Raw genomic sequence first — 19,811 nt, 5'->3', positions numbered from 1 at the left:
TCAAGGCGTGGGCCTTTGTATCATTACCTATGCCGGACTATCGCCGGTTTTCGACATTCCGCCAAATATTTTGCCCGCAGAACGGACAAAAATATCCACGCATACCCTCAGTGAGAGCCCAGACGCGCTCAATGGCTTCCCATACGAGGGCTGCACCATTCACGCCATCAAAACGTTCGAGTTCCTGCAGGCCGGTGGGAGATGTCACGTTGATTTCGGTCAGATACTGCCCGATGACATCAATCCCCACAAAAATCAGGCCATGTTCTTTAAGGAACGGCCCGATTGCCTTGCAGATTTCCTGATCGCGCTCCGTCAGCCCCACCTGACGCGCCACGCCGCCCACATGCATATTTGAGCGGTGATCATCGCCAGAAGGCACACGGTTGATCGCCCCGATGGGCTCTCCATCCACCAGAATGATACGCTTGTCCCCTGCCGTTACGGCGGGTTCGTAGCGCTGGATCATCAGCGGTTCCCGTGAGCGGGCAAAGTGCATTTCCAGCAGGGCATTCAGGTTTCCGTCATCTTCACGAATACGGAACACGCCGCTGCCACCATTGCCAAACAGGGGTTTGACGATGATATCGCGCCATTTGGCGCGGAAAGCCCGAATCTCCGCCACATCCCACGTAACCAGCGTGGGAGGCATCAGATCAGGGAAATGCGTGACCAGAATTTTTTCCGGGCAATCACGCACCCAGCGCGGGTCATTGACCACCAGCGCCTGATCCGGGCCTGTGCCGTGCACATGATCCAGCATATGGGTGGCGGTAATATAGGCCATGTCAAACGGCGGGTCCTGACGCATCAGCACCACGTCCATTTCGGACAGCGAACGCCGCGCGGCTTCGCCAAAAGTCGCGTGATTGCCCTTTTCCCGCCGAACCGAGACAGGGCGCATGAGCGCACTAACCCGCGCAGGCCTGTGCTGGCCCGGCTGGGGCACGCCCTCGCCCAGAGCAAGGCTGCCGACTTCGTAAACAAACAGGGAGTACCCCCGTGCCTGGGCCTCCAGCATCAGGGCGAATGTAGAATCGCCCTCGATATTGATATGCTCCAGCGGGTCCATCTGAACCGCTACAAGCCGATGCGAGCCCATATCCTTACACTTCCTGTTACTTCTGACGCCGTGAAATATGGCAACATTCTGCCCGGTTTACCATCAACACGCAAACGCCCCCAAGACCTGAACGCACGCACCGCCCCAGATACACCCCATTCAATGACGTACGGGCAGACTTGCGGCATCGCGCACAAAGGCCTGACCGGGGGCGCAACGCAGGCGCACGGGCAGCATGACATACCATTCAGCCACCATGCCCCTACGTGCACGGGCAACCGGCGCACTGGCCTCTCCCAGAACTTCGAACGCATGTGGGTCTGGCGCTTCTTTTTCCTGAGCCGGGCGGAGCAGCATACCCTGTAGGCCACAGGCCGGGCGCGGAATGTCAAACACCGCCCAGCGCGGCTCAACCGCCACGGTTTCTGACCCGCGCGCATAAAACGCCACTTCGCCCGCAAGGTCGTAATTTTCCGTCATCAGAACCGGGGCCGGGCTGGCATACCCCTCCGCAGCACGTATTTGCACCGTATGGATAAAGTCGCTCCACCCACCCATCTGCCGCAAGGTTACATCCAACCGCACAGGCAGGCGCAGCGGGGCAAACACGGCCTGCACCATCACCACAAGGGTCAGAACGCCTCCAAGCCAGACAGCACTTTTCCACCAGCGAGGGCACCATACACCCGCAGCCAACGCGCAGGCAGGATAGACCAGCACGGGCCAGTTAGCCTGAACGCGGGCCCCCAGTGCATGCTGAACAAACACGGCCAGCGGACACAGGATGGTACACAGCAGCAGGGCGGAAAAAGCATCGCTCCTGCGCCACAGCCGCGTACAGCCACCTACGAACAGGATAAACACAAGGCCGGAAGCAAGCCCGACCTGCCCGCCCAGCAGTTCGGACAGAAAAGTCAGCGCACGGACAGGCTGCCAGTCCAGCACACGCCCGCCCTGCCGCATAAAGCTGGCCCATGCGTGGTGCGCGTTCCACCAGACAACCGGCAGGGTGCAGGGCAAAGCCACGCACCCTGCAACCAGGGCCAGGGCCTGCGAAGCCATGCGCGCCCCGCATAGCTCCCAACCAGCCACAGCCCCACCCCGGCAACAGGCAAAACCATGGTGTATTTACTGGCAAAACCAAGACCAGCAGCCAGCCCCGCGACCAGCCATAGACAGACAGGCCCTCCCGCACACAGCCAGCACAGACTCCAGAGCAGCAGCGTCACGAAAAAAATCAGAGGGGTGTCGGGCGTCATGATAATGGAGCCCAGCCCGATCGCCAGTGTGGCGTTCAGCAGCACGGCCACACGCGCCCCGACAGCCCTGTCGGGCCGTCCATCAGGACGGTGAAGCCACAGGGCTCCAGCATGGGCCAGCAGGAGCGAGCCGAACGCCGTGGATAATGGCCCGAGCGCACGCAGGCCAAGGGGCGTATCCCCCGCCACCGCCATGCCAAGCCTGATCCACAGCGCCACCATGGGCGGGTGATCAAAGTAGCTGGCGGCGGGGGCTAACGCCCAAAGTCTGTAATAAGCCTCGTCAGGGGTAAGCGGCACACAGGCCGCCACCATCAGCCGGAAGAGTGTGAGGGCCGCCAATGCTGCCAGCGCAGCCAGCCACCAGCGACGCTCCATACACGCCTCCGCGCTCAACCGGTTACGGTCTCCAGACGATTGTGGAAGACATGGCGTAATTCCAGACAGCCGCCATGATGGCACCTGCCACACTGGCCTCGGTAATCATACGCCCCTGATCGTACAGCATCTGCGCAATACCGATATTGGCAATAGCACCTACAGAGCACACCAGCAGGAACAGCAGCAGCCCCCGTACGGCCCGCGCGCCCTTGAGGCGCCTGTCCCGATAGGTAATGGTATTATCAAGGAAGAAATTCACAATCATGCTACGACCGTGCCGACGCCCTGCGCCACCGAAAAGCCAGCTCCGCCCAGTAACGCCAACTGCATAATAACCAGATTGGTCAGCACACCGGCCAAGCCCACGCCGCAAAATGCAATAAAACGCAGCGGCAACAGACCATGGCACAATTTGTCCACCAGCAATGCGCCAAACTGGAGCATGACAACCACGTCCAGCTTGCTCTCGCCAGCAACACGCGCCCTGAAACCGCAAGGAATTTCCTGCACCTTCAAAGGTTTGGGTGACGACAGGACCAGATCAAGCAGGATTTTGAAGCCCGTCGCGGCCAAAAACGGCGCAATTTGCACGAACCTGTCCTGCCTGATGGCAAAAAACCCGCTCATGGGGTCTGTCAGCCTTACAGGCAGAAAGCGCTGTGCAAGCCATATGCCACCATCGGACAAGGCATGCCGCCACGCATTGGCCAGCCCCTGATTACTGCCGCCTTCAACATGGCGACTGCCAACGGCCAGATCGCACCCGCCACCCGCCACGGCATCGATCAGCGCAGGCAGACGGCTTTCATCGTGTTGGAGATCACCATCCATGACCGCCACAACCTGCGCGGAGGACGATAGTGCCCCCTCAATCACGGCGGAGGAAAGACCGCGCCGCCCTATCCGGCACAGCCCCCGCACCCGGCTGTCTTCCTGTGCGAGAGCGCGCACGACATCGCTTGTGCCATCGGGGGAGTTGTCATCGACAAAAATGACCTCCCAGCGCCGTCCCTCAAGAACCCTGCGCAGCATGTCCACCAGCGGCCGGACATTTGCGCTTTCATTATAACAGGGCACGACGATGCTGACATCAGGCCCTTCATTCACTTCCGCCACTCCGGCTCCATGCGTCTCGTTATTCATCACAATAGGAGAAAGCATCGTGTCCGTGCTCTCATTCATGAGGACTGCTCCTCACTGTCATTTTTCAAAGGCACCCCCCACCGCTCCAGACTGGTGCGAATGGTCTGCAGGGTCTGCACCCGTATGACATGGGTGGCCTCGGTTAGCTGACGTGTCAGCAGGTTTTCATGGGCGGCATCGCGCGCGATCAGGCGCACCAGAAAATCGCCCCCACCGCGGATCATGTGGCATTCACGCACTTCCGGCCACTGGGCAAGATAGTCTTCAAACCCGCGTAGCACCGTTTCTTTCTGACTTTCCAAACCAATCAGCGCAAAAAACGTGATCGGCCAGCCAAGGGCCGCGGCATCCGGGTCTGCATGATAGCCGCGCACCACGCCGTCATCCTCCAGACGCCGGACACGGCGCAGGCAGGGCGGGGCTGATATGCCCACACGCCGAGCCAGCTCGACATTGGTGATACGCCCATCGTCCTGCAACTCGGCCACGATGCGAAGATCAACTGCGTCCAGATCCACCACCTTCAAACTCCGATCCCTCTTGCAGGACAAAATACCCGCAGAGCACGCCATACCGGCAACAGGCACCGTATATGACACGCTCGCCTTCCCTCGGCAAACCGCATCCTTGCACAGCTACAACCCCCTTGCTCTCCCGAGGCCGTGCGGTCATATCTGGACCCATATCGCCCGGAACGCGCCGACAGCAACGGCACAGCCGGGCTTGGCCTTACCCGCTGGGGACGATGTAAATACCATGACCGAAACAATCACGACCGACCTGCTTGTCATCGGCGCTGGCCCCGCGGGCTATACAGCCGCCATTTACGCCGCCCGCGCCAACCTCTCTCCCGTGCTGGTAGCAGGGTTGCAGCCGGGCGGGCAGCTGACCATCACCACCGAGGTAGAAAACTACCCCGCTTTGCCACGGCCATTCAGGGCCCTTGGCTGATGGAACAGATGGCCGAGCAGGCTCTCAATGTCGGCACGCGTATTGAATACGACATTATTACCGACGTGAAGCTGGATGGGGGCTCGCCTTTCCGTCTGGTGGGCGATTCCGGCACGGTCTATGTGGCGCGCTCCGTTATTGTCGCAACCGGCGCACAGGCCCGCTGGCTTGGCCTGCCGAATGAAAAACGCCTGCAGGGTGCTGGCGTTTCCGCCTGCGCCACATGCGATGGCTTTTTCTACCGGGGCCGCAGGGTTGTGGTTGTCGGTGGTGGCAACACCGCTGTGGAAGAGGCACTCTACCTCACCCACCATGCCGATCACGTAACCCTGATCCACCGCCGCGACACATTGCGGGCTGAAAAAATCCTGCAGGATCGGCTGTTCGCCAACCCGAAGGTGAGCGTTGTATGGAACAGCACGGTTGAAGACATTCTGGCCGAAGGCACACCGCCGACAGTCAACGCCATTGTTCTGCGCAATACACAGGACAATACGCAGACCACACTGCCGACCGATGGTGTGTTCATCGCCATTGGGCATTCTCCCACCACCGATATTTTCAAAGGCCAGCTCGAGCTAGATTCCGAAGGCTATATTGTAACTGTAGCCGGTGGCACGCGCACATCGGTCGATGGCGTATTCGCCGCAGGCGACGTGCAGGACAAGATATATCGTCAGGCCGTTACAGCAGCCGGCACAGGCTGCATGGCCGCACTGGATGCGGAACGTTTTCTTGGCGGACTAAATTAATAATTACTTCCCCATGGTCTCTTGACCATGGGGGGCAATTACTGCACGTAGGTATAAACCATAAAGCATAATTTCATGCTTTACATGAGTATCATTCAATATTGAGCAGGAGGCGTGCGTGGACTGGGACAAACTCAGGGTTTTCCATGCTGTGGCGGAAGCCGGTTCCTTTACCCACGCAGGAGACGTTCTCAACCTCAGCCAGTCCGCTGTATCCCGGCAGATTTCCGCGCTCGAAGATGTTCTTCAGGTTCCTCTTTTCCACCGTCATGCCAGAGGGCTGATCCTGACTGAACAGGGTGAGACCCTGCACAAGACGGTGCGCGAAGTATTTTCCAAACTGGAAATGACACAGACCCTGCTGACCGAAAGCAAGGAAAAAGCCGCCGGACGGCTGCGTGTCACCACCACAACCGGTTTTGGCAACTGCTGGCTGATGCCACGCCTGCACAAGTTCATGCTGGCCAACCCGGAAATCGATATCTGCCTTATTCTGGAAGATAACGATCTGGACTTGGGTATGCGCGAAGCCGATGTGGCCGTACGCATGCATGCGCCGCGCCAGCCCGATCTGATCCAGCGGCATCTAGCGGATTTCCATCTGCCTATTTTCGCCTCCCCACACTATCTGGAAAAGAACGGCACACCCCAGAGCCTTGATGAAATCAAAAACCATCATCTGGTATTATTCGGTGAGCACCACCCCCCAGTCACGCATGTGAACTGGCTGGCACAGGCCTTGCAGAACACCGGCCATGCCGGGCTGCACAACACCCGGCTTGAGGTCAACAGCATGGCGGCCATGGCCTATGCCATTGCCGGAGGACTGGGCATAGGTTCCATTCCCACCTATGCCGCTGCAGCATTCCCTGATCTGGTTCAGATCCTGCCCGAAGTCGCCACCCCGACAGTCGATGCCTATTTTGTTTATCCGGAAGAACTGCGCAGTTCCAAACGCGTATCGGTATTCCGTGATTTCCTTATGAGCGAGCTAGGTATTCGTTAAAAGACGCTCAAAAAAATAGACGAACGGGCAGAATGTTTCGCACTGGGTTCAGGCGAATCGTTCTGCCTTTTTTATAAAAAAAACTTCACACCAAAACAGAAGAATACTGTGTGTGAATAACACTCTTTCCATGTCTGTTCTTTAAATTTCAGAACTTACTCATTCCAGACACCTTGCGTGCACCATTTCTCTATTGCTCCAAAAGACCAAAGCACAAAGAAAAACGTACAAAGAACTCAAAAAAAGCGTATCTTCTCCATTCACAAACAAGAAATCATTCCCTATATTTAGAAAAGTAAATTCTTACTTTTCATTGGGCCAGCCATGACAGACACTTCAGACTACTCCCCCGTTCTAGAACTTGTATCAGAGATTGTGGCGGCATATGTTTCCAACAATCAGGTGGAAGCCACTGCTATTCCGGTCCTGATCAAAGATGTCTATCAGGCACTGAAAACCGCTGAACTGCCGCAGAGCGAGCCGGAAAAGCTCCAGCCTGCCGTGCCGGTCAAGCGTTCGGTTTTCCCTGACTACATCGTGTGCCTTGAAGACGGCAAAAAACTTAAAATGCTCAAGCGCCACCTCCAGAGCGCCTACAACATGACGCCTGAGCAGTACCGTGAACGCTGGGGCCTGCCCGCCGACTACCCGATGGTCGCCCCCAACTATGCCGAACGGCGCTCCACTCTCGCGCGTGAAATCGGCCTTGGCCGCAAGATTCATGCCGCTGGCGATGAAGATGAAGTGGGTGGCCGCAGCCGCCGCTCCAAGAAAAACGCCACGACCAGCGCGTAACAGGTTCCTCAGATCAACGAGGCTTGTAGCCCGGTGAAGCGTCTACCCCGCTTCACCGGGCTTTATTTATGTCTTGACGTAAGAACCCCATACGCAGGAGTGTTGAAAGCAAGTGGCCCTGCTATCTGGCCATATGATCAGATGGAAATGCACTACCATGACCAGATCTGAACTTATTGCTGTTCTTTTGCAGAAACATCCTCACCTGCAGGTCAGGGAGGCAACGCGTCTCGTCAATACGATCTTTGGTGGCATTGCCCGCAGTCTGGCCAATGGCCAGCGTGTGGAACTGCGTGGGTTCGGGGCTTTTTCCGTCAAGGAACGAGACCCCCGTCTGGGCCGCAACCCCAAAACAGGGGAGCAGGTTCAGGTCAGCCGTAAATATGTGCCGTTTTTTAAAACCGGCAAGGAATTGCATCAGCGCCTGAACAGCCCGCATAAAAAGGAATAACGCGCCTTACTGCGGCTCCAGCAGCCCCTTATCGTGCAGATAGTCGCGGGCCAGCTTCAGGTCCGCTACAAATCTCTCGTATTCCTTCTGCCGCGTGGAATCGTCAGGCAGACGGAGCAGATAGGATGGATGCACCGTCACCAGCCCCGCAGTTGTTGCATCCAGCGGGATGATACGCGATCTTTCACGCGAAATTGTAACCGGTTTTTTCAGCACGCTTCGGGCTGCCGTAGCCCCCAGCATGACAACCAGAGCCGGGTTTAAAACCCGCCGCTCTGCCTCCAGCCAGACATGACACGCATGGATGGCTGTCTCGTCAGGCTTCTGATGCAGCCGCCTGCCATTGCGCCATGTAAAACCAAAATGCTTGACCGCATTGGTCACATAAATCTGCTCACGCACAAACCCAGCTTCCGCCAGTGCCTTGTCCAGCACCTGCCCCGCAGGCCCCACAAAGGGCATACCCGCCAGGTCTTCCTGATCGCCCGGCTGCTCACCCACCAGCATCAGTCGGAACAATCCTTGCCCACACCCAAACACGGCGCGTGTCGCGTTCTCCCATGACGGACAGGCACGGCAGTCCATGGCCAAAGCACCAAGAGCCGCCAGACTATCCGCCTGCTCAATATCCTTCAGCGCTGGCAGCAGAACCGTTTGCGGGTATCCCTGCCAGCACCCCTGCCCGGCTGGCTGCCAGACACTAGCCTGCACATGGGCAGCCTCATTCTCTCCGGGGCCGAAAAAAAGCCGCTGGCCATTCCACAAGGCGCGCCGGTAGGGAGTACGTATCTCCCACAGCCGGGGATTACGCGCCTGACAGAAAGCAGCATTAGCCTCGATAATATAATGGGTAGGGCTATCGTGCAGGCAGGCCGTAGAACGGTCAGCCGAAAACGCGGAGAAACGCTCCCGAAAAGCCCGTGTTTCCTCACGCACGCTCTCGGCCAATACACGCAAGGCCGTGAGGTCAGGGTCGTGTTCGTCATTTAGGCCCAGCTCATGTCGGGCCAGCCGGTAGAGAATCCTGTAGCCAAGGGTAAAGCGAGTTTCATCCTGAGCCTGCATGGCTGCTTCCAGCATAGCCAGCAACGCCCGCGAAAGCGTCAACCGTTGGCCGGAAGCAGGCAACGCTGCGGAACTATCTTCTGCCTCTGGAACGGCTTCACCAAAAGCAGCCACACGCCAGTGCAGAGCTTCGGGGGGTGTATCCTGCGCGATATGCTGGCGCACGGCGTTCCGCCATCCCTGAAAATCAACCTGATGTGCGAGAACACTCTCAGCCAACGCGCTCACGCCCCCTTGGCGCGCCCGCCACGCTTCTTCAGGCGTCCCGGCACGGAGGCAACCTGCTGCCAGTGCACGATGCCCATCAGGCACAGCAGAAGGAGATAGAGGGCACCGCCCCCCACCACCAGCAGCCCCAGCCAGAACAGGCGGGATACGATATGCGCAGGAAACGGCAGCGCCCATGCCGCAGCACCAACGCCAAATGCCATACCCAGCGCAGCAAGCCCGACCAGCCCCATACGCGCCAGAAACGGACGCGGCACATGCAGCACCGCGCGAATACGCAAAATAAGGGCCAGGCTGGCAACATTGAGCCCTGCGGCCAGACTACTCGCCAAAGGTGGCCCCACATGGGCAAGAGGTTTCATGAAGGCAAGGTTGAGCAGCAGGTTGACCACCAGAATACCAATACCAATAACCACTGGCGTGCGGGTGTCCCCCCGCGCAAAAAACGCCGGAGCCAGAACCTTGACCAGCACGAAAGCCGGCAGGCCAATGGCATAGGCCCGCAGCGACTGGGCTGACAGCATAGCGTCATGCTCGGTAAAGGAGCCATGGCCAAACAGAACCACCATAATGGGGTCAGCCAGCACCAGAATACCGGCCACGGCAGGCAAGGTCAGCAGCAGCACATATTCGATCGAACGATTCTGCGCCGCATGCGCCCCGTCATGATCGCCTGCAGCGACATGGCGGGTCAGCACGGGCAGCAAGGTCGTGCCTGCAGCCGCCCCCAGCACACCCAGAGGCAACTGGTTGATGCGATCCGCAAAATACATGAGCGAAACACTGCCCGCAGGCAGCAACGTGCCAATAATGGTGTCGATTGTCAGGTTGATCTGCCCGACTCCGCTCCCCACCAGCCCCGGCACCATCCGCCGGAGCAGCACACGGATACGCGGTGTCAGACGAGGCCAGAGCGGCATAAGCCCGAAACGCGCCCGCTCGCAGGCCCATAGCAGCAGGCCAAGCTGCACCACTCCTGAAAACGTAACGCCCCATGCCGCAATAATCGCCACATTGGCGCTAAAGCACGCCCCCCCGAGAATGGCGGCAATACCAACAATGTTGAACGCCAGATACGCAGCAGACGCCATGCCAAAGCGATGCAGGCCGTTGAGCACCCCTGCCAGAAGTGCTGCCGCACAGATCATGACCAGATAGGGAAAGGTAATGCGGCTCAGCGTTACGGCCAGTGCGTAACGCTCTCCACTTTGCAGGAAACCCGGTGCGATCATCCGCAGCACGGCGGGCATAAAGCACTCCCCCAGCACGCACAGGAACACCAGCCACGCCAGCATGACCCCCAGAGTGCGCCGCGCAAAAAGGCGCGCCTCGTCGGCCCCTTCTTCCACCAGAACGGAAGAGAAAAGCGGCACAAACGCTGCGTTGAACGCTCCTTCGCCGAATAACCGGCGGAACATGTTGGGCAAACGGCAGGCCACCTGATAGGCATCCTGCAAGGCCCCTGCCCCCATGAACGCCGCCAGAAGCTGATCGCGCACAAGTCCAAGAACGCGGCTGAGCATGGTCCAGCCGCCAACTGTCAGAAAATTTCTCAGCATGATGTCCCGCGCGATCCGTCAAGCCATGGCAAAAGCCCCGCGGCTCTGCCTGTCACAGCATACCGGCTGCGCGACTCATGAACAGTCTTAACAGATACGGCATAGGCATGCCGCTTACCTCGCTCTATTATCCAGAGTCAAAGGCGGCAGGCTCCATGGCCTGCCTTTCGCCCCAGAAGCCTGGAAAGAATACGCACATATGCCAGCACCGCCCGCCCAACACCCGGCCCCCATCACCCGTTGTCTGGGGCTGAAAGCCAGCCAGCGCTCAAAGCGGGGGCAGGAAATCGCGCGCGCAACACTGGCCACCTTTATCGCTGGTATGGCGCTTTACACCGTACATGGCTTTCTGCCCGCGCTGGCATGGGGCGGCGTTTTCGCCATTGCCACATGGCCGCTCTATACCCGTGCCTGCAGAACATGGCCCAATGCCGCAGGTGGAACAGTGCTGCCTGCCCTGTTTACGGCTGTCATGGCATTGATATTTGTTATCCCCCTCACCCTGCTGACCCTTGAAGCCATTGGAGAGGCACAGAGCGCACTCCGCTGGCTCGATAGTGCTCGCGCCCATGGTGTGCCTGTGCCTGATGCCCTTGGCCACCTGCCATTTGGTCAGGCGGCTCTTACGCAATGGTGGCAGAGCCACCTGACCGACCCACGGAATATTTCTGGCATGCTGGGCGCGCTCGACAACCGTGGCATGGCCATAACCAAGGCGCTGGGTGCACAGATCGCACATCGAGGCACGCTATTCTGCTTTTCCATCCTGACTCTGTTTTTCCTTTACAAGGATGGCCCTTCCGTCATCCGGCAATGCCGCGTTGCCTCCTGCCGGGCTTTTGGCAAACGCGGCGAGACCATCGGGCGGCAGATGGTCGCCTCGGTTCATGGCACCGTGCAGGGCCTTGTGCTGGTTGGCATTGGCGAAGGTATTATTCTGGGGGTGGCCTATATGGTGGCAGGCGCGCCGCATCCGGCCCTTTTTGGTGTCATTACCGCTGTCGCAGCCATGATCCCGTTCTGCGCGCTGGTGGCCGTCGGTCTGGTTTCCCTGCTTATTCTGGCACAGGGGGCATCCGTTGCCTGCGTGGTTATTTTCGCGCTTGGTGCGACCGTTATTTTCATCGCAGACCACTTCATTCGCCCGGCCCTGATCGGCGGCAGCACAAAACTGCCCTTCCTGTGGGTGCTGCTGGGCATTCTGGGAGGGGCCGAAACCTGGGGGCTCATCGGGCTTTTCATCGGCCCGGCTATTATGGCAGCGCTCAACCTGCTGTGGCGGCGCTGGACATACGGCAATAGCGAGGCAGCCCCTTAACAGGGGCGACCTCGCCATACCAACTTTTCGGAAAAAATATCGGGCAGGCGGGATTCGAACCCACGACCCCCAGTCCCCCAGACTGATGCGCTACCAGACTGCGCTACTGCCCGTTAAGTGTGGAGTGGTGTTTAGCAGGCGATCCCACCGGGCACAAGACCGTGTGAGACAATTTTTTGCTTAAACAACAAGTTTTTGGCGAATAGCCAGCAACTCCACCAGAATACCTTCCAGTTCGGCCCGCAGATGCGTATCGACAGCCTGCGACACGGCGGGCGCGACCACTTCTGGCTCATGCAGCGCGACGAGTTCTTCGGTTTCGACAACGGCCACCACTTCCTCAAGCTCTTGAGGCTGTGAGAATTCCGTCTCATCCACCGTCGCGGGGGGCGTGTCATCTGCTTCTCTGACAGGCATGGGAACAACCATGCCACTATCCAGAAGACGCTGAACACCTTTGACCGTGTAGCCCTGCGTATAGAGCAAATCAGCAATATGGCGCAGCAGTGCGATATCATCCTGCCGATAGTAACGGCGGCCACCAGCCTTTTGACCGGACGCACCTGCTGGAACTGCGCTTCCCACAAGCGCAGGGTGTGCTGGGGTACGTGCAGTTCGTCGGCCACTTCGCTAATGGTTCTGAAAGCCTCCGGCGCTTTTTCCAGCCCGTCCAATCCCATATCCTCTTCCTCGGAACTCAGCCCCTCAACCAGATCGATACCCTCCTGCTGTGGGTTTCTGTATTCCGGGGAATCAGTCATCATCATAGCCTGCATATCCTTCTGGCGATTCATGATTGACCTCAGCTTTCAAAAGCTGACTGGACCGGAACACCAGCACGGAGCGCGGCAGGATGGGGACTTCCTCGCCCGTTTTCGGGTTTCGTCCCGCCCGTTTGCCCTTTTTACGCACGGCAAACGTGCCAAACCCGCTGATCTTGACGCTTTCGCCGCGTTCAAGAGCTTCCATGACTGTCTCCAGGACATCTTCCAGGAGTACAGACGACTCTTTGCGAGACAGACCTACCTGCTGATAGACCTGCTCTATCAAGGATGCACGCGTCACAGTTTCCATGAATCGGAGCGTAACCACGCCCGCAGGGCGCGTCAATTCATTCGCACGACAGCCGCATTTTTGTAGGGCGCAGAAAGCAATATCCGGCGGTTACATCCGTACCAGCGCGGAGCCCCATGTCAGCCCGCCACCCAGTGCTTCAAGCAGCACCAGATCGCCCTTGCCAATCCGTCCGTCACGCACGGCCTCATCAAGTGCGAGCGGAATGGAAGCGGCCGATGTATTGGCGTGCCGGTCAACCGTCACCACCACCCGCTCGGAAGGCAGGCCAAGCTTTTTGCCCACCCCTTCGATAATCCGGATATTGGCCTGATGCGGCACCAGCCAGTCCACATCGGCATAGGACAGGCCCTGTGCGGCCAGTGCTTCATCAACCGCGGAAGACAGTTTGGACACGGCATGGCGGAAAACATCCCGCCCACTCATGACCAGATGCCCGCTTTTATCAGGCTGACCCACCGCACCATCGACATAGAGAAGATCGCCCAGCGTTCCATCGGAATGCAGATGCGTGGACAAAAGCCCCCGCCCCTCTTCCTCATCCGAGGCGGATAGCACCACGGCTCCGGCGCCATCGCCGAACAACACGCAGGTACCCCGGTCAGACCAGTCGAGAATACGCGAATATACCTCACTGCCAATCACCAGCACCTTGCGCGCCATACCAGCGCGGATATAGGCGTCAGCGTGGCGAGTGCGAAAATAAAACCCGAGCAGGCTGCGGAAAGGTCGAAGCCAAAGCCCCGCGTCATGCCCAGCAGGGCCTGCACACGCACGGCTGTTGCCGGGAAAGCCTGATCAGGTGTGGCTGTGGCCAGAAAAATCGCGTCGATATCATCGGCAACCAGACCGGCATAATCGAGAGCAGCCTGTGCCGCACGGGCGGCCATGCTGGCGGCGGTATCATCCGGTCCAGCCATATGGCGACGGGTAATGCCGGTACGGGTTCTGATCCACTCATCCGAGGTGTCCAGCCGGGCCGCCAGTTCGTCGTTGGTCACAACCCTGTCTGGCAGGTAGCTGCCAAACCCGATCAGAAGCGCGTGCTTCGTCATCGCCATTCTTTCATTATCCACCGCCGCAACGGACATACATCGCTGCTCACCACGACAGGCCAGTTCATGTCTATGCGTCTGTTCAGGAAACCGGAACCGCAACCTCGCGTTCTTCGGTTACCTTCTGCCCGGAAAGCAATGCCCCCATATGACTGAGGCGCTCACGGATACTGTCATTGAAACCGTGCGTGACCATATCCATGGCCACATCAACCGCAGCAGCAAACCCTTCAGCGTCCGTGCCGCCATGGGATTTGACCACCACACCATTCAGCCCGACAAACACCGCGCCATTATAGCGCCGTGGGTCAAGCCATTCCTTCATGCGTTCCAGACCGGGCCGGACAAGCATATAGCCAATTTTCGCCAGCACGCTGCTCTGGAACACCCGGCGCAACAGGGTGGTGGCCATTTTCAGCACACCTTCACCCGTCTTGAGCGCCACATTGCCGGTAAAACCATCGGTCACAACCACATCGGTCGTGCCAGCGGTAATATCATGACCTTCCACAAAACCGTGGAACTGGGCAGCGAGCGGGCTTTCGCGCAGCGTTTCCGCCGCAACCCGCAGCTTTTCATCGCCCTTGAGTTCTTCCGAACCGATATTGAGCAGGCCGATTGTGGGAGCCGGGAGGCCCAGCACAGACTTGGCGAATGCTTCGCCCATGACAGCAAACTCGACCAGATTGCGCCAGTCGCATACGACATTGGCGCCCAGATCGAGCATGACCACATCACCCTTCACGGTCGGGCTGATAGCCGCCATGGCAGGGCGGGAAATACCCGGCAGGGTTTTAACCACAATCTTGGCCAGAGCAGCATAGCCCCGCTGTTGCCAGCGGAAACCACACCCTGCGCACGTCCGCTGGCCACGGCATCCATAGCCAGACGCATGGAAGACTGCCGCTGCCGCAGGGCCTGCGTGGGTTTCATGTCCATGGGGATGGACACATCGGTATGCCACACAGTGCACACCGCAGCCGCACGCGGATAACGGGCCAGCAGCGGTTGCAGCCGGGCCTCGTCTCCGATCAGCAGCACGCGCAGATCACGGTGACGCTCCGCAGCAATGGCAAGCCCGGCAACAACGACCTCGGGAGCCCCATCGCCTCCCATTCCATCCACAGCGAGGCTGAATGCCCCGGAGGGATCGGAAGGAAAACTGCCTGGAATCTCGGTCTTGTTCATACGTGCTTCTCTGCCATGCCGCAGATGCCTTACTCCCGTATCCGCACGCCTGAGCGTACGCTCAATACCCGCCTGAAAAATCAGGCGCGCACGGCAACCTTAAGTGCCTTGCCAGCGGCAACCACTTCACGACCATCGTAATGACCGCAATGGCTGCATACGTGGTGCGGGCGCTTCAGCTCACCGCAGTTGGAGCATTCGGCGAATGCCTCGGCGCTGAGCGCTTGGTGGCTGCGACGCATACCACGACGAGAAGGCGAAGTTTTTCTTTTGGGTACAGCCATGAGCCTGAGCCCCTTCCTGCAAAGACAAGTTAATAAATGCCCGGCTCGCGTTCCTGCGCCCTACCAGACAACACCATTCGGTTCATCACCAGACTGAGCCGGGGCCTCTAGCAGACGGAGGGGTTTTTCGCAAGTAATGCAAAAAGAAAACCCCCGTCTTTCTTTACGCCCCCTTCAGGCTTTTCCCCCGCTCCAACGCGACAACGCCGCGAAAGGATGGGGTTTATGCTCACCATCATCGCGCGGTGCAGGTTCTTCCGCGCTGTCTTCATCCAAGACGAGACCGGGCGGCAGATCGATATCCGGCGCATGGGGGTAAGGCTCCAGATCAAGCGCAAACTGCTCGACCACAGCCTCTCCCAGATCAATTTCCTGACCGTCATAGGGAATTTCATCCACCGCATCCATGTCGGGCAGATCAGACTCCACAAAATGTTCGGCCGGGACGAAACGAACCACAAAAGAGCCCGCAATCATATCCTCAAAAGCTTCAAGGCTGACAACACAGGTCTGCGTGAAACGCGCCGCCACAGCCCCCTGCGCTTCCACCACGCCGCGCCCCTGTTCACGCAGATGGTAACGGCAGCGCAGCATGTCAATCCGGGGCAGTTTGAGGCGGGCCGCCACAGCGCGACATTCCGCCTCTGTCGCCTCCACCGTGATTTCCGTGCCGTTCACACCGATTCGGCGCACGGCCAGAGGGCGAGAAAATTCAGGCCTGTCTTTCATGGAAACCTCCAGCAGATGGCACAATGGCTCTAGTTCAGTCGCGTGCCTGCGGGCCACGCCCGCGCCATGGCACACGGCCTACCCTATCATATCGTCCTGCAACAAGGGAGTAATGCCTTGCCAGAAGGCGGAAATACACTTCTGATTCCCATTCAGGAATTGACGCACCGCAGCGGTTGAGGCATCCGAAACAGGAGAGAAGCCCGCCCTGATCAAGCCAGCCCATGGCCTGAAACAGCAGGGGACAGAAACGCAGGGAACGCCTGAACGTCATGACACTGACACGCCGCAACCGGATGACGCGCCTGCACGGTGCCTGCACAGCCCTTGTGGCAGTGCTGGCCCTTTCCGGCTGTGCGGTGTTTTCACCCACGCCCATTCCCCGTGGCTCTCTGGTTGAGGCGGATGACTACAACCAGCTTATCCCCGGTTCCAGCACACGTGCGGACGCGCTGGATCTAATGGGCACCCCCACGACCAAAGGCGCTTTTGACGATAATACCTGGATTTATATTTCCATGACCACGCATCTGGTGCCCATGGATTATCCAGGCGTTCTCAAGCAGGATGTGGTGGTGCTGAAATTCACACAGGCAGGCACCCTGCAAAGTGTCCGCGCTCTTGACCGTAAGGATGCCATTCACGTGGCCATGGTCTCCAAGATCACGCCCACCCCCGGCACCAAGATCAACGTATTCCAGCAAATTCTGGGCAATGTCGGCCGCTACAACCCCATGCAGAACATGATGGGCTCCGGCTCGGCTGGCGGTATGATGGGCGGCTACAACAACCAGGGCCCCGGCCACTTCGGTTCCGGCAACTCGCTCTGAGCCTTCTAGCGCGGCAGGGTAACCCTGACGCGCAGCCCGCCCTGCGGCGAATCTTCCAGCGTCAATTCTCCACCATGTGCACGCACAATATCGCGTGAGATGGTCAGCCCGAGCCCCGTGCCGTTGACCTGACTGCTTTCAAACGCGGTCAGCACGCGCTCGCGCCGGTCCGGCTCGATCCCCGGCCCATTATCGTCCACCAGAAACACCACCCTTTCCGGCGTAGCTGACAGTCAGGCTCACGCAGGCACCATGGCGGCTGGCATTGTCGATCAGGTTGGTCAGGGTGCGGCGCATGGCGTCAGGCCGCATGGACGCCACAAGCCCGTGCGGCACTTCCAGCCTGACCTCACGCCCGCCCGCACGGGCCGCAGCCGCCACAATTTCCTTCAGGAACGGCCGCAGCGGCACATCCTCAACCTTTTCCATCCCTTCGCCACGCACGAAAGCGAGGTAGGTGCCGATCAGATTTTCCATCTCCACCACATCGCCCACCATGTCATCGATATCCTGCCGGATATCCTCGGCACGCACGATGCCAGACTGCGGCAACATGGCCAGCGAAAGCCGCAGGCGGGTCAAAGGGGTGCGCAGATCATGGGAAACCCCGGCCAGAACCCGTGTCCTTTGCGCTACAAAGCGGTGTATGCGCGCCTGCATGCGATTGAACGCCACGGCAACCCTACGCACCTCCTGCGCGCCTGTAGGGCGTATCATGCCGACATCACGCCCCAGCCCGAACTGCTCCGCTGCATGGCCCAGCATGCGGATGGCCCGCACCTGCCGGTTCATGAACAGGCTGGCGAGCATGAACAAAAGTAGCGTGCTGCCCACCGTCCAAGCCACAAACAGCCAGATCTGCCCCATATCCAGCCGCTTGCGCGGCGCATCCACCAGCAGCACGCCATCGGGCAGTTGTATGAAGATACGAACCTTGCGCGGGTCACGATTCCAGGAAATGAAAAACGGATAGCTTATGGATGAGCCAGATCGCGCACCAGATCATCATCCATCGGCCCCAGAACATGCGTGGAGCCAAAGCGATCCAGCTTCATGCCCGGCTGCCACTGCTCACGCAGTTGCAGGTGCGACCACGCCTGCGCAACAAACCACGCCTTGTCCTCGGGGGTTTTGAGCCGCTCAAGAGCATTGAGCGACAGCACCACTTCCGATGCCACGCTGTCTGTCAGGCGGCGGGATACGACCTTGAGAAAATTACCGTAAAACAGTTCAAGTGCGATCCCCTGCGTGGCCAACAGCGGAAACAGCACGATCAGCAGCGAACGCCCGAGAAACGAGCGGGGCAGAAAACGCCGTATGATTCTTTCCACCCTGCGCCCTCCCTGTTCCACCAGCGCCCGCCACAGGCGTGCTCCCCAGCTCATCTGCGCTTACAGCCCCGGCTTCAGGACATAACCGCGCCCTCTGACCGTCTGCAGAAAGCGGGGCTCCTTGGGGTCTGTTTCAATGCACCGGCGCAGGCGGGTGACCTGCACATCCACCGCGCGTTCTCCTATTTCGAGCATATCCAGCGCGGTAGCGATTTCCTCACGCGTGAATACCTCCCCCGGCCTGCGTGAGAGCACGGCCAGCAAAGCGGCCTCCCCCCCGGTCAGGTGAATATTGCCATCCGGCCCCTGCAACAGCAGGCGTTCGAGATCAAACTCCTTGTCGCCCAGACGGACAATCCGTGGCGTGCCCGGTGTTTGCGCAGGCTGGTGCCGCCGCAAATGCGCCTTGAGCCGCAGCAGCAGTTCACGCGGTTCGAACGGCTTGCCCAGATAATCATCCGCTCCGGCTTCCAGCCCGGTAATCCGGTCTTCCGGCTCGCCACGGGCAGTCAGTAGGATAATAGGCATGTCCAGCCCTTCGGCCCGCAGGCTGCGGGTAAAGTCCAGCCCATCCTGTCCGGGCATATTCACATCCAGCACGATCGCATCAGGCTGGATTCCATTGAGGGTCTGCCGCGCTTCCGCCGCATGGGCCGCAACACTGATACGAAAGCCATTTTCGAACAGATAGCGATGCAAAAGGCGTCGCAGCCTCGGGTCATCATCCACCACCAGAACATGCGATACGGCTTCTTCTTCCACCGGCTGTACTCCTGTCGCCTTACCCGCCATGCTGGCGCCCGACGTCTGTCTTGCCTTCATCTGCCAGAACGCTCCGGCTGTGCTCGGACAGCATGCCCCGCATGACCCGCCCGAACCCTTCAACCGCAGCGCCCCCTGCCTCCCGGTAAGCGGCCATCAGCTTCTGCCGCACCACGGCAAATAGCCGCGCTTCCGCATCCTGCCCGGCTTGTGTCAGAAACAGCAGCCGCAGCCGCCTGTCTTCCCTGCCCCGTCGGATTTCCAGATACTGGCGCTCTTCCAGTTCGTGCAGGGTTCGGCCGAGGCTCTGCTTTGTAACACCCAGAATATCCTGCACCCGGCTTACGGGCATGCCAGGGCTGAACGCCAGCACCTGCATGACACGATATTGTGCCCTGCCCAGCCCGTCTTCTTCCAGCATGGGGGCCACGGCCTCCGCCATGTCCCGTTGCGCCAGAAACATGAGAGCCTGCGCAAAACGCAGCCGCTCCTCGCGCAGGAAGAGCAGGTCCGCACCGGCTGCGGCACGCGAAGGCAGAGCCGCCATGTGCGCTGGGCCGCCTAGCCGGCTGCCTGCGGCCGGATAA

At 59.3% G+C, this 19,811-nt stretch carries 17 protein-coding genes, 1 tRNA gene and 7 pseudogenes; 7 read left to right on the top strand and 18 right to left on the bottom strand.

The window, feature by feature from the left end; genetic code table 11:
• Window positions 1-127: 127 nt before the first annotated feature.
• The 5 genes and pseudogenes from gshB to JCM25143_RS09005 all read right to left on the bottom strand — a co-directional run.
• A pseudogene (gshB, locus tag JCM25143_RS09020) lies at window positions 128-1,102 on the bottom strand (glutathione synthase); the annotation flags it as partial.
• Between the two features lie 120 nt (window positions 1,103-1,222).
• Window positions 1,223-2,089, bottom strand: coding sequence for a hypothetical protein (locus JCM25143_RS23910; protein WP_234395145.1), 867 nt, complete (start codon window positions 2,087-2,089; stop codon window positions 1,223-1,225).
• On the bottom strand, window positions 1,978-2,700 hold the full coding sequence (locus JCM25143_RS23905) for an ArnT family glycosyltransferase (protein ID WP_234395144.1): 723 nt from the start codon (window positions 2,698-2,700) through the stop codon (window positions 1,978-1,980). The genes JCM25143_RS23910 and JCM25143_RS23905 overlap by 112 nt, the downstream gene beginning before the upstream one ends.
• A 22-nt stretch (window positions 2,701-2,722) precedes the next feature.
• A pseudogene (locus JCM25143_RS18260) lies at window positions 2,723-3,846 on the bottom strand (glycosyltransferase family 2 protein).
• Between the two features lie 35 nt (window positions 3,847-3,881).
• Complete coding sequence (locus tag JCM25143_RS09005; RefSeq protein ID WP_051543145.1) at window positions 3,882-4,418, bottom strand: Lrp/AsnC family transcriptional regulator; 537 nt, start codon at window positions 4,416-4,418, stop codon at window positions 3,882-3,884.
• Window positions 4,419-4,602: 184 nt separating this feature from the next.
• Between JCM25143_RS09005 and trxB the strand changes: the two are divergent.
• The 4 genes and pseudogenes from trxB (at window position 4,603) to JCM25143_RS08985 (ending at window position 7,801) form a co-directional block, all read left to right on the top strand.
• Window positions 4,603-5,549 (top strand): annotated as a pseudogene (gene trxB / locus JCM25143_RS18255) (thioredoxin-disulfide reductase).
• 118 nt (window positions 5,550-5,667) lie between these two features.
• Window positions 5,668-6,555, top strand: coding sequence for a LysR family transcriptional regulator (locus JCM25143_RS08995; RefSeq protein ID WP_025860872.1), 888 nt, complete (start codon window positions 5,668-5,670; stop codon window positions 6,553-6,555).
• A 324-nt stretch (window positions 6,556-6,879) separates the two neighbouring features.
• Window positions 6,880-7,350 carry a MucR family transcriptional regulator gene (locus JCM25143_RS08990; RefSeq protein WP_025860871.1) on the top strand — a complete coding sequence of 157 codons (471 nt, stop codon included), beginning with the start codon at window positions 6,880-6,882 and terminating at the stop codon, window positions 7,348-7,350.
• 157 nt (window positions 7,351-7,507) lie between these two features.
• The gene (locus tag JCM25143_RS08985) at window positions 7,508-7,801 is read left to right on the top strand and encodes an integration host factor subunit beta (protein WP_025860869.1); all 294 of its coding nucleotides are present in this window, start codon (window positions 7,508-7,510) and stop codon (window positions 7,799-7,801) included.
• 6 nt (window positions 7,802-7,807) lie between these two features.
• On the opposite strand, the gene JCM25143_RS08980 is transcribed toward JCM25143_RS08985, so the two are convergent.
• Both JCM25143_RS08980 and murJ read right to left on the bottom strand, forming a co-directional pair.
• A complete protein-coding gene (locus JCM25143_RS08980) occupies window positions 7,808-9,094 on the bottom strand; it encodes a UdgX family uracil-DNA binding protein (protein ID WP_234395143.1) in 1,287 nt (428 codons plus the stop codon).
• Window positions 9,091-10,653, bottom strand: coding sequence for a murein biosynthesis integral membrane protein MurJ (murJ, locus tag JCM25143_RS08975; RefSeq protein WP_025860866.1), 1,563 nt, complete (start codon window positions 10,651-10,653; stop codon window positions 9,091-9,093). Before murJ ends, JCM25143_RS08980 begins: the two co-directional genes overlap by 4 nt.
• Before the next feature lie 199 nt (window positions 10,654-10,852).
• On the opposite strand from murJ, the gene JCM25143_RS08970 reads away from it, so the two are divergent.
• Complete coding sequence (locus JCM25143_RS08970; protein ID WP_025860865.1) at window positions 10,853-11,971, top strand: AI-2E family transporter; 1,119 nt, start codon at window positions 10,853-10,855, stop codon at window positions 11,969-11,971.
• A gap of 39 nt (window positions 11,972-12,010) precedes the next feature.
• Here JCM25143_RS08970 and JCM25143_RS08965 read toward each other — a convergent pair.
• The 5 genes and pseudogenes from JCM25143_RS08965 to plsX form a co-directional block, all read right to left on the bottom strand.
• Window positions 12,011-12,084: transfer RNA gene (locus JCM25143_RS08965), tRNA-Pro, on the bottom strand.
• Window positions 12,085-12,226: 142 nt separating this feature from the next.
• Window positions 12,227-12,633, bottom strand: a pseudogene (locus tag JCM25143_RS18250) (MerR family transcriptional regulator); the annotation flags it as partial.
• 91 nt (window positions 12,634-12,724) lie between these two features.
• Window positions 12,725-13,045, bottom strand: a complete 321-nt coding sequence (locus tag JCM25143_RS08955; RefSeq protein ID WP_025860864.1) for an integration host factor subunit alpha — start codon at window positions 13,043-13,045, stop codon at window positions 12,725-12,727.
• A 90-nt stretch (window positions 13,046-13,135) separates the two neighbouring features.
• Window positions 13,136-14,106 (bottom strand): annotated as a pseudogene (locus tag JCM25143_RS18245) (beta-ketoacyl-ACP synthase III).
• Between the two features lie 76 nt (window positions 14,107-14,182).
• Window positions 14,183-15,288: pseudogene (gene plsX, locus JCM25143_RS18240) on the bottom strand (phosphate acyltransferase PlsX).
• Window positions 15,289-15,303: 15 nt separating this feature from the next.
• Between plsX and JCM25143_RS24745 the strand changes: the two are divergent.
• Window positions 15,304-15,429 carry a hypothetical protein gene (locus JCM25143_RS24745; RefSeq protein ID WP_267879935.1) on the top strand — a complete coding sequence of 42 codons (126 nt, stop codon included), beginning with the start codon at window positions 15,304-15,306 and terminating at the stop codon, window positions 15,427-15,429.
• Here the strand turns inward: JCM25143_RS24745 and rpmF are convergent.
• From rpmF to JCM25143_RS08935, 3 genes are all read right to left on the bottom strand, one after another.
• Entirely contained in the window at window positions 15,369-15,572 is a 204-nt protein-coding gene (gene rpmF, locus JCM25143_RS21480; RefSeq protein WP_081773538.1) for a 50S ribosomal protein L32, read from the bottom strand. The genes JCM25143_RS24745 and rpmF overlap by 61 nt on opposite strands.
• A 174-nt stretch (window positions 15,573-15,746) precedes the next feature.
• Window positions 15,747-16,301, bottom strand: coding sequence for a DUF177 domain-containing protein (locus tag JCM25143_RS08940; protein WP_025860862.1), 555 nt, complete (start codon window positions 16,299-16,301; stop codon window positions 15,747-15,749).
• 34 nt (window positions 16,302-16,335) lie between these two features.
• Complete coding sequence (locus tag JCM25143_RS08935; RefSeq protein ID WP_025860860.1) at window positions 16,336-16,575, bottom strand: hypothetical protein; 240 nt, start codon at window positions 16,573-16,575, stop codon at window positions 16,336-16,338.
• On the opposite strand from JCM25143_RS08935, the gene JCM25143_RS08930 reads away from it, so the two are divergent.
• Window positions 16,574-17,131 (top strand): outer membrane protein assembly factor BamE, encoded by a 558-nt coding sequence (locus JCM25143_RS08930; RefSeq protein WP_025860859.1) that lies wholly within the window; start codon window positions 16,574-16,576, stop codon window positions 17,129-17,131. The two genes, JCM25143_RS08935 and JCM25143_RS08930, sit on opposite strands and share 2 nt — an antisense overlap.
• Window positions 17,132-17,136: 5 nt before the next feature.
• On the opposite strand, the pseudogene JCM25143_RS18235 reads toward JCM25143_RS08930, so the two are convergent.
• The 3 genes and pseudogenes from JCM25143_RS18235 to JCM25143_RS08915 form a co-directional block, all read right to left on the bottom strand.
• Window positions 17,137-18,516, bottom strand: a pseudogene (locus JCM25143_RS18235) (ATP-binding protein).
• A gap of 6 nt (window positions 18,517-18,522) precedes the next feature.
• A complete protein-coding gene (locus JCM25143_RS08920; RefSeq protein ID WP_051543138.1) occupies window positions 18,523-19,254 on the bottom strand; it encodes a response regulator in 732 nt (243 codons plus the stop codon).
• The gene (locus tag JCM25143_RS08915) at window positions 19,244-19,771 is read right to left on the bottom strand and encodes a MarR family winged helix-turn-helix transcriptional regulator (protein ID WP_025860857.1); all 528 of its coding nucleotides are present in this window, start codon (window positions 19,769-19,771) and stop codon (window positions 19,244-19,246) included. Before JCM25143_RS08915 ends, JCM25143_RS08920 begins: the two co-directional genes overlap by 11 nt.
• Window positions 19,772-19,811 lie beyond the last annotated feature (40 nt).

Source organism: Acetobacter papayae JCM 25143, assembly GCF_000613285.1.
GTDB classification, from domain to species: Bacteria; Pseudomonadota; Alphaproteobacteria; order Acetobacterales; family Acetobacteraceae; genus Acetobacter; species Acetobacter papayae.
Note: the sequence above shows the minus strand (reverse complement) of the source record. Positions and strands in the feature narration are given on the sequence as shown.

Bases quoted from the DNA above. Each gene is read 5' to 3' on its own strand.
- JCM25143_RS23905 (WP_234395144.1), bottom strand. From the start codon at position 2,700: ATGGAGCGTCGCTGGTGGCTGGCTGCGCTGGCAGCATTGGCGGCCCTC.
- JCM25143_RS09005 (WP_051543145.1), bottom strand. From the start codon at position 4,418: ATGGCGTGCTCTGCGGGTATTTTGTCCTGCAAGAGGGATCGGAGTTTG.
- JCM25143_RS08990 (WP_025860871.1), top strand. From the start codon at position 6,880: ATGACAGACACTTCAGACTACTCCCCCGTTCTAGAACTTGTATCAGAG.
- JCM25143_RS08985 (WP_025860869.1), top strand. From the start codon at position 7,508: ATGACCAGATCTGAACTTATTGCTGTTCTTTTGCAGAAACATCCTCAC.
- murJ (WP_025860866.1), bottom strand. From the start codon at position 10,653: ATGCTGAGAAATTTTCTGACAGTTGGCGGCTGGACCATGCTCAGCCGC.
- JCM25143_RS08970 (WP_025860865.1), top strand. From the start codon at position 10,853: ATGCCAGCACCGCCCGCCCAACACCCGGCCCCCATCACCCGTTGTCTG.
- JCM25143_RS08955 (WP_025860864.1), bottom strand. From the start codon at position 13,045: ATGGAAACTGTGACGCGTGCATCCTTGATAGAGCAGGTCTATCAGCAG.
- JCM25143_RS24745 (WP_267879935.1), top strand. From the start codon at position 15,304: ATGCCGCAGATGCCTTACTCCCGTATCCGCACGCCTGAGCGTACGCTC.
- rpmF (WP_081773538.1), bottom strand. From the start codon at position 15,572: ATGGCTGTACCCAAAAGAAAAACTTCGCCTTCTCGTCGTGGTATGCGT.
- JCM25143_RS08940 (WP_025860862.1), bottom strand. From the start codon at position 16,301: ATGAAAGACAGGCCTGAATTTTCTCGCCCTCTGGCCGTGCGCCGAATC.
- JCM25143_RS08930 (WP_025860859.1), top strand. From the start codon at position 16,574: ATGACACTGACACGCCGCAACCGGATGACGCGCCTGCACGGTGCCTGC.
- JCM25143_RS08935 (WP_025860860.1), bottom strand. From the start codon at position 16,575: ATGACGTTCAGGCGTTCCCTGCGTTTCTGTCCCCTGCTGTTTCAGGCC.
- JCM25143_RS08920 (WP_051543138.1), bottom strand. From the start codon at position 19,254: ATGGCGGGTAAGGCGACAGGAGTACAGCCGGTGGAAGAAGAAGCCGTA.
- JCM25143_RS08915 (WP_025860857.1), bottom strand. From the start codon at position 19,771: ATGGCGGCTCTGCCTTCGCGTGCCGCAGCCGGTGCGGACCTGCTCTTC.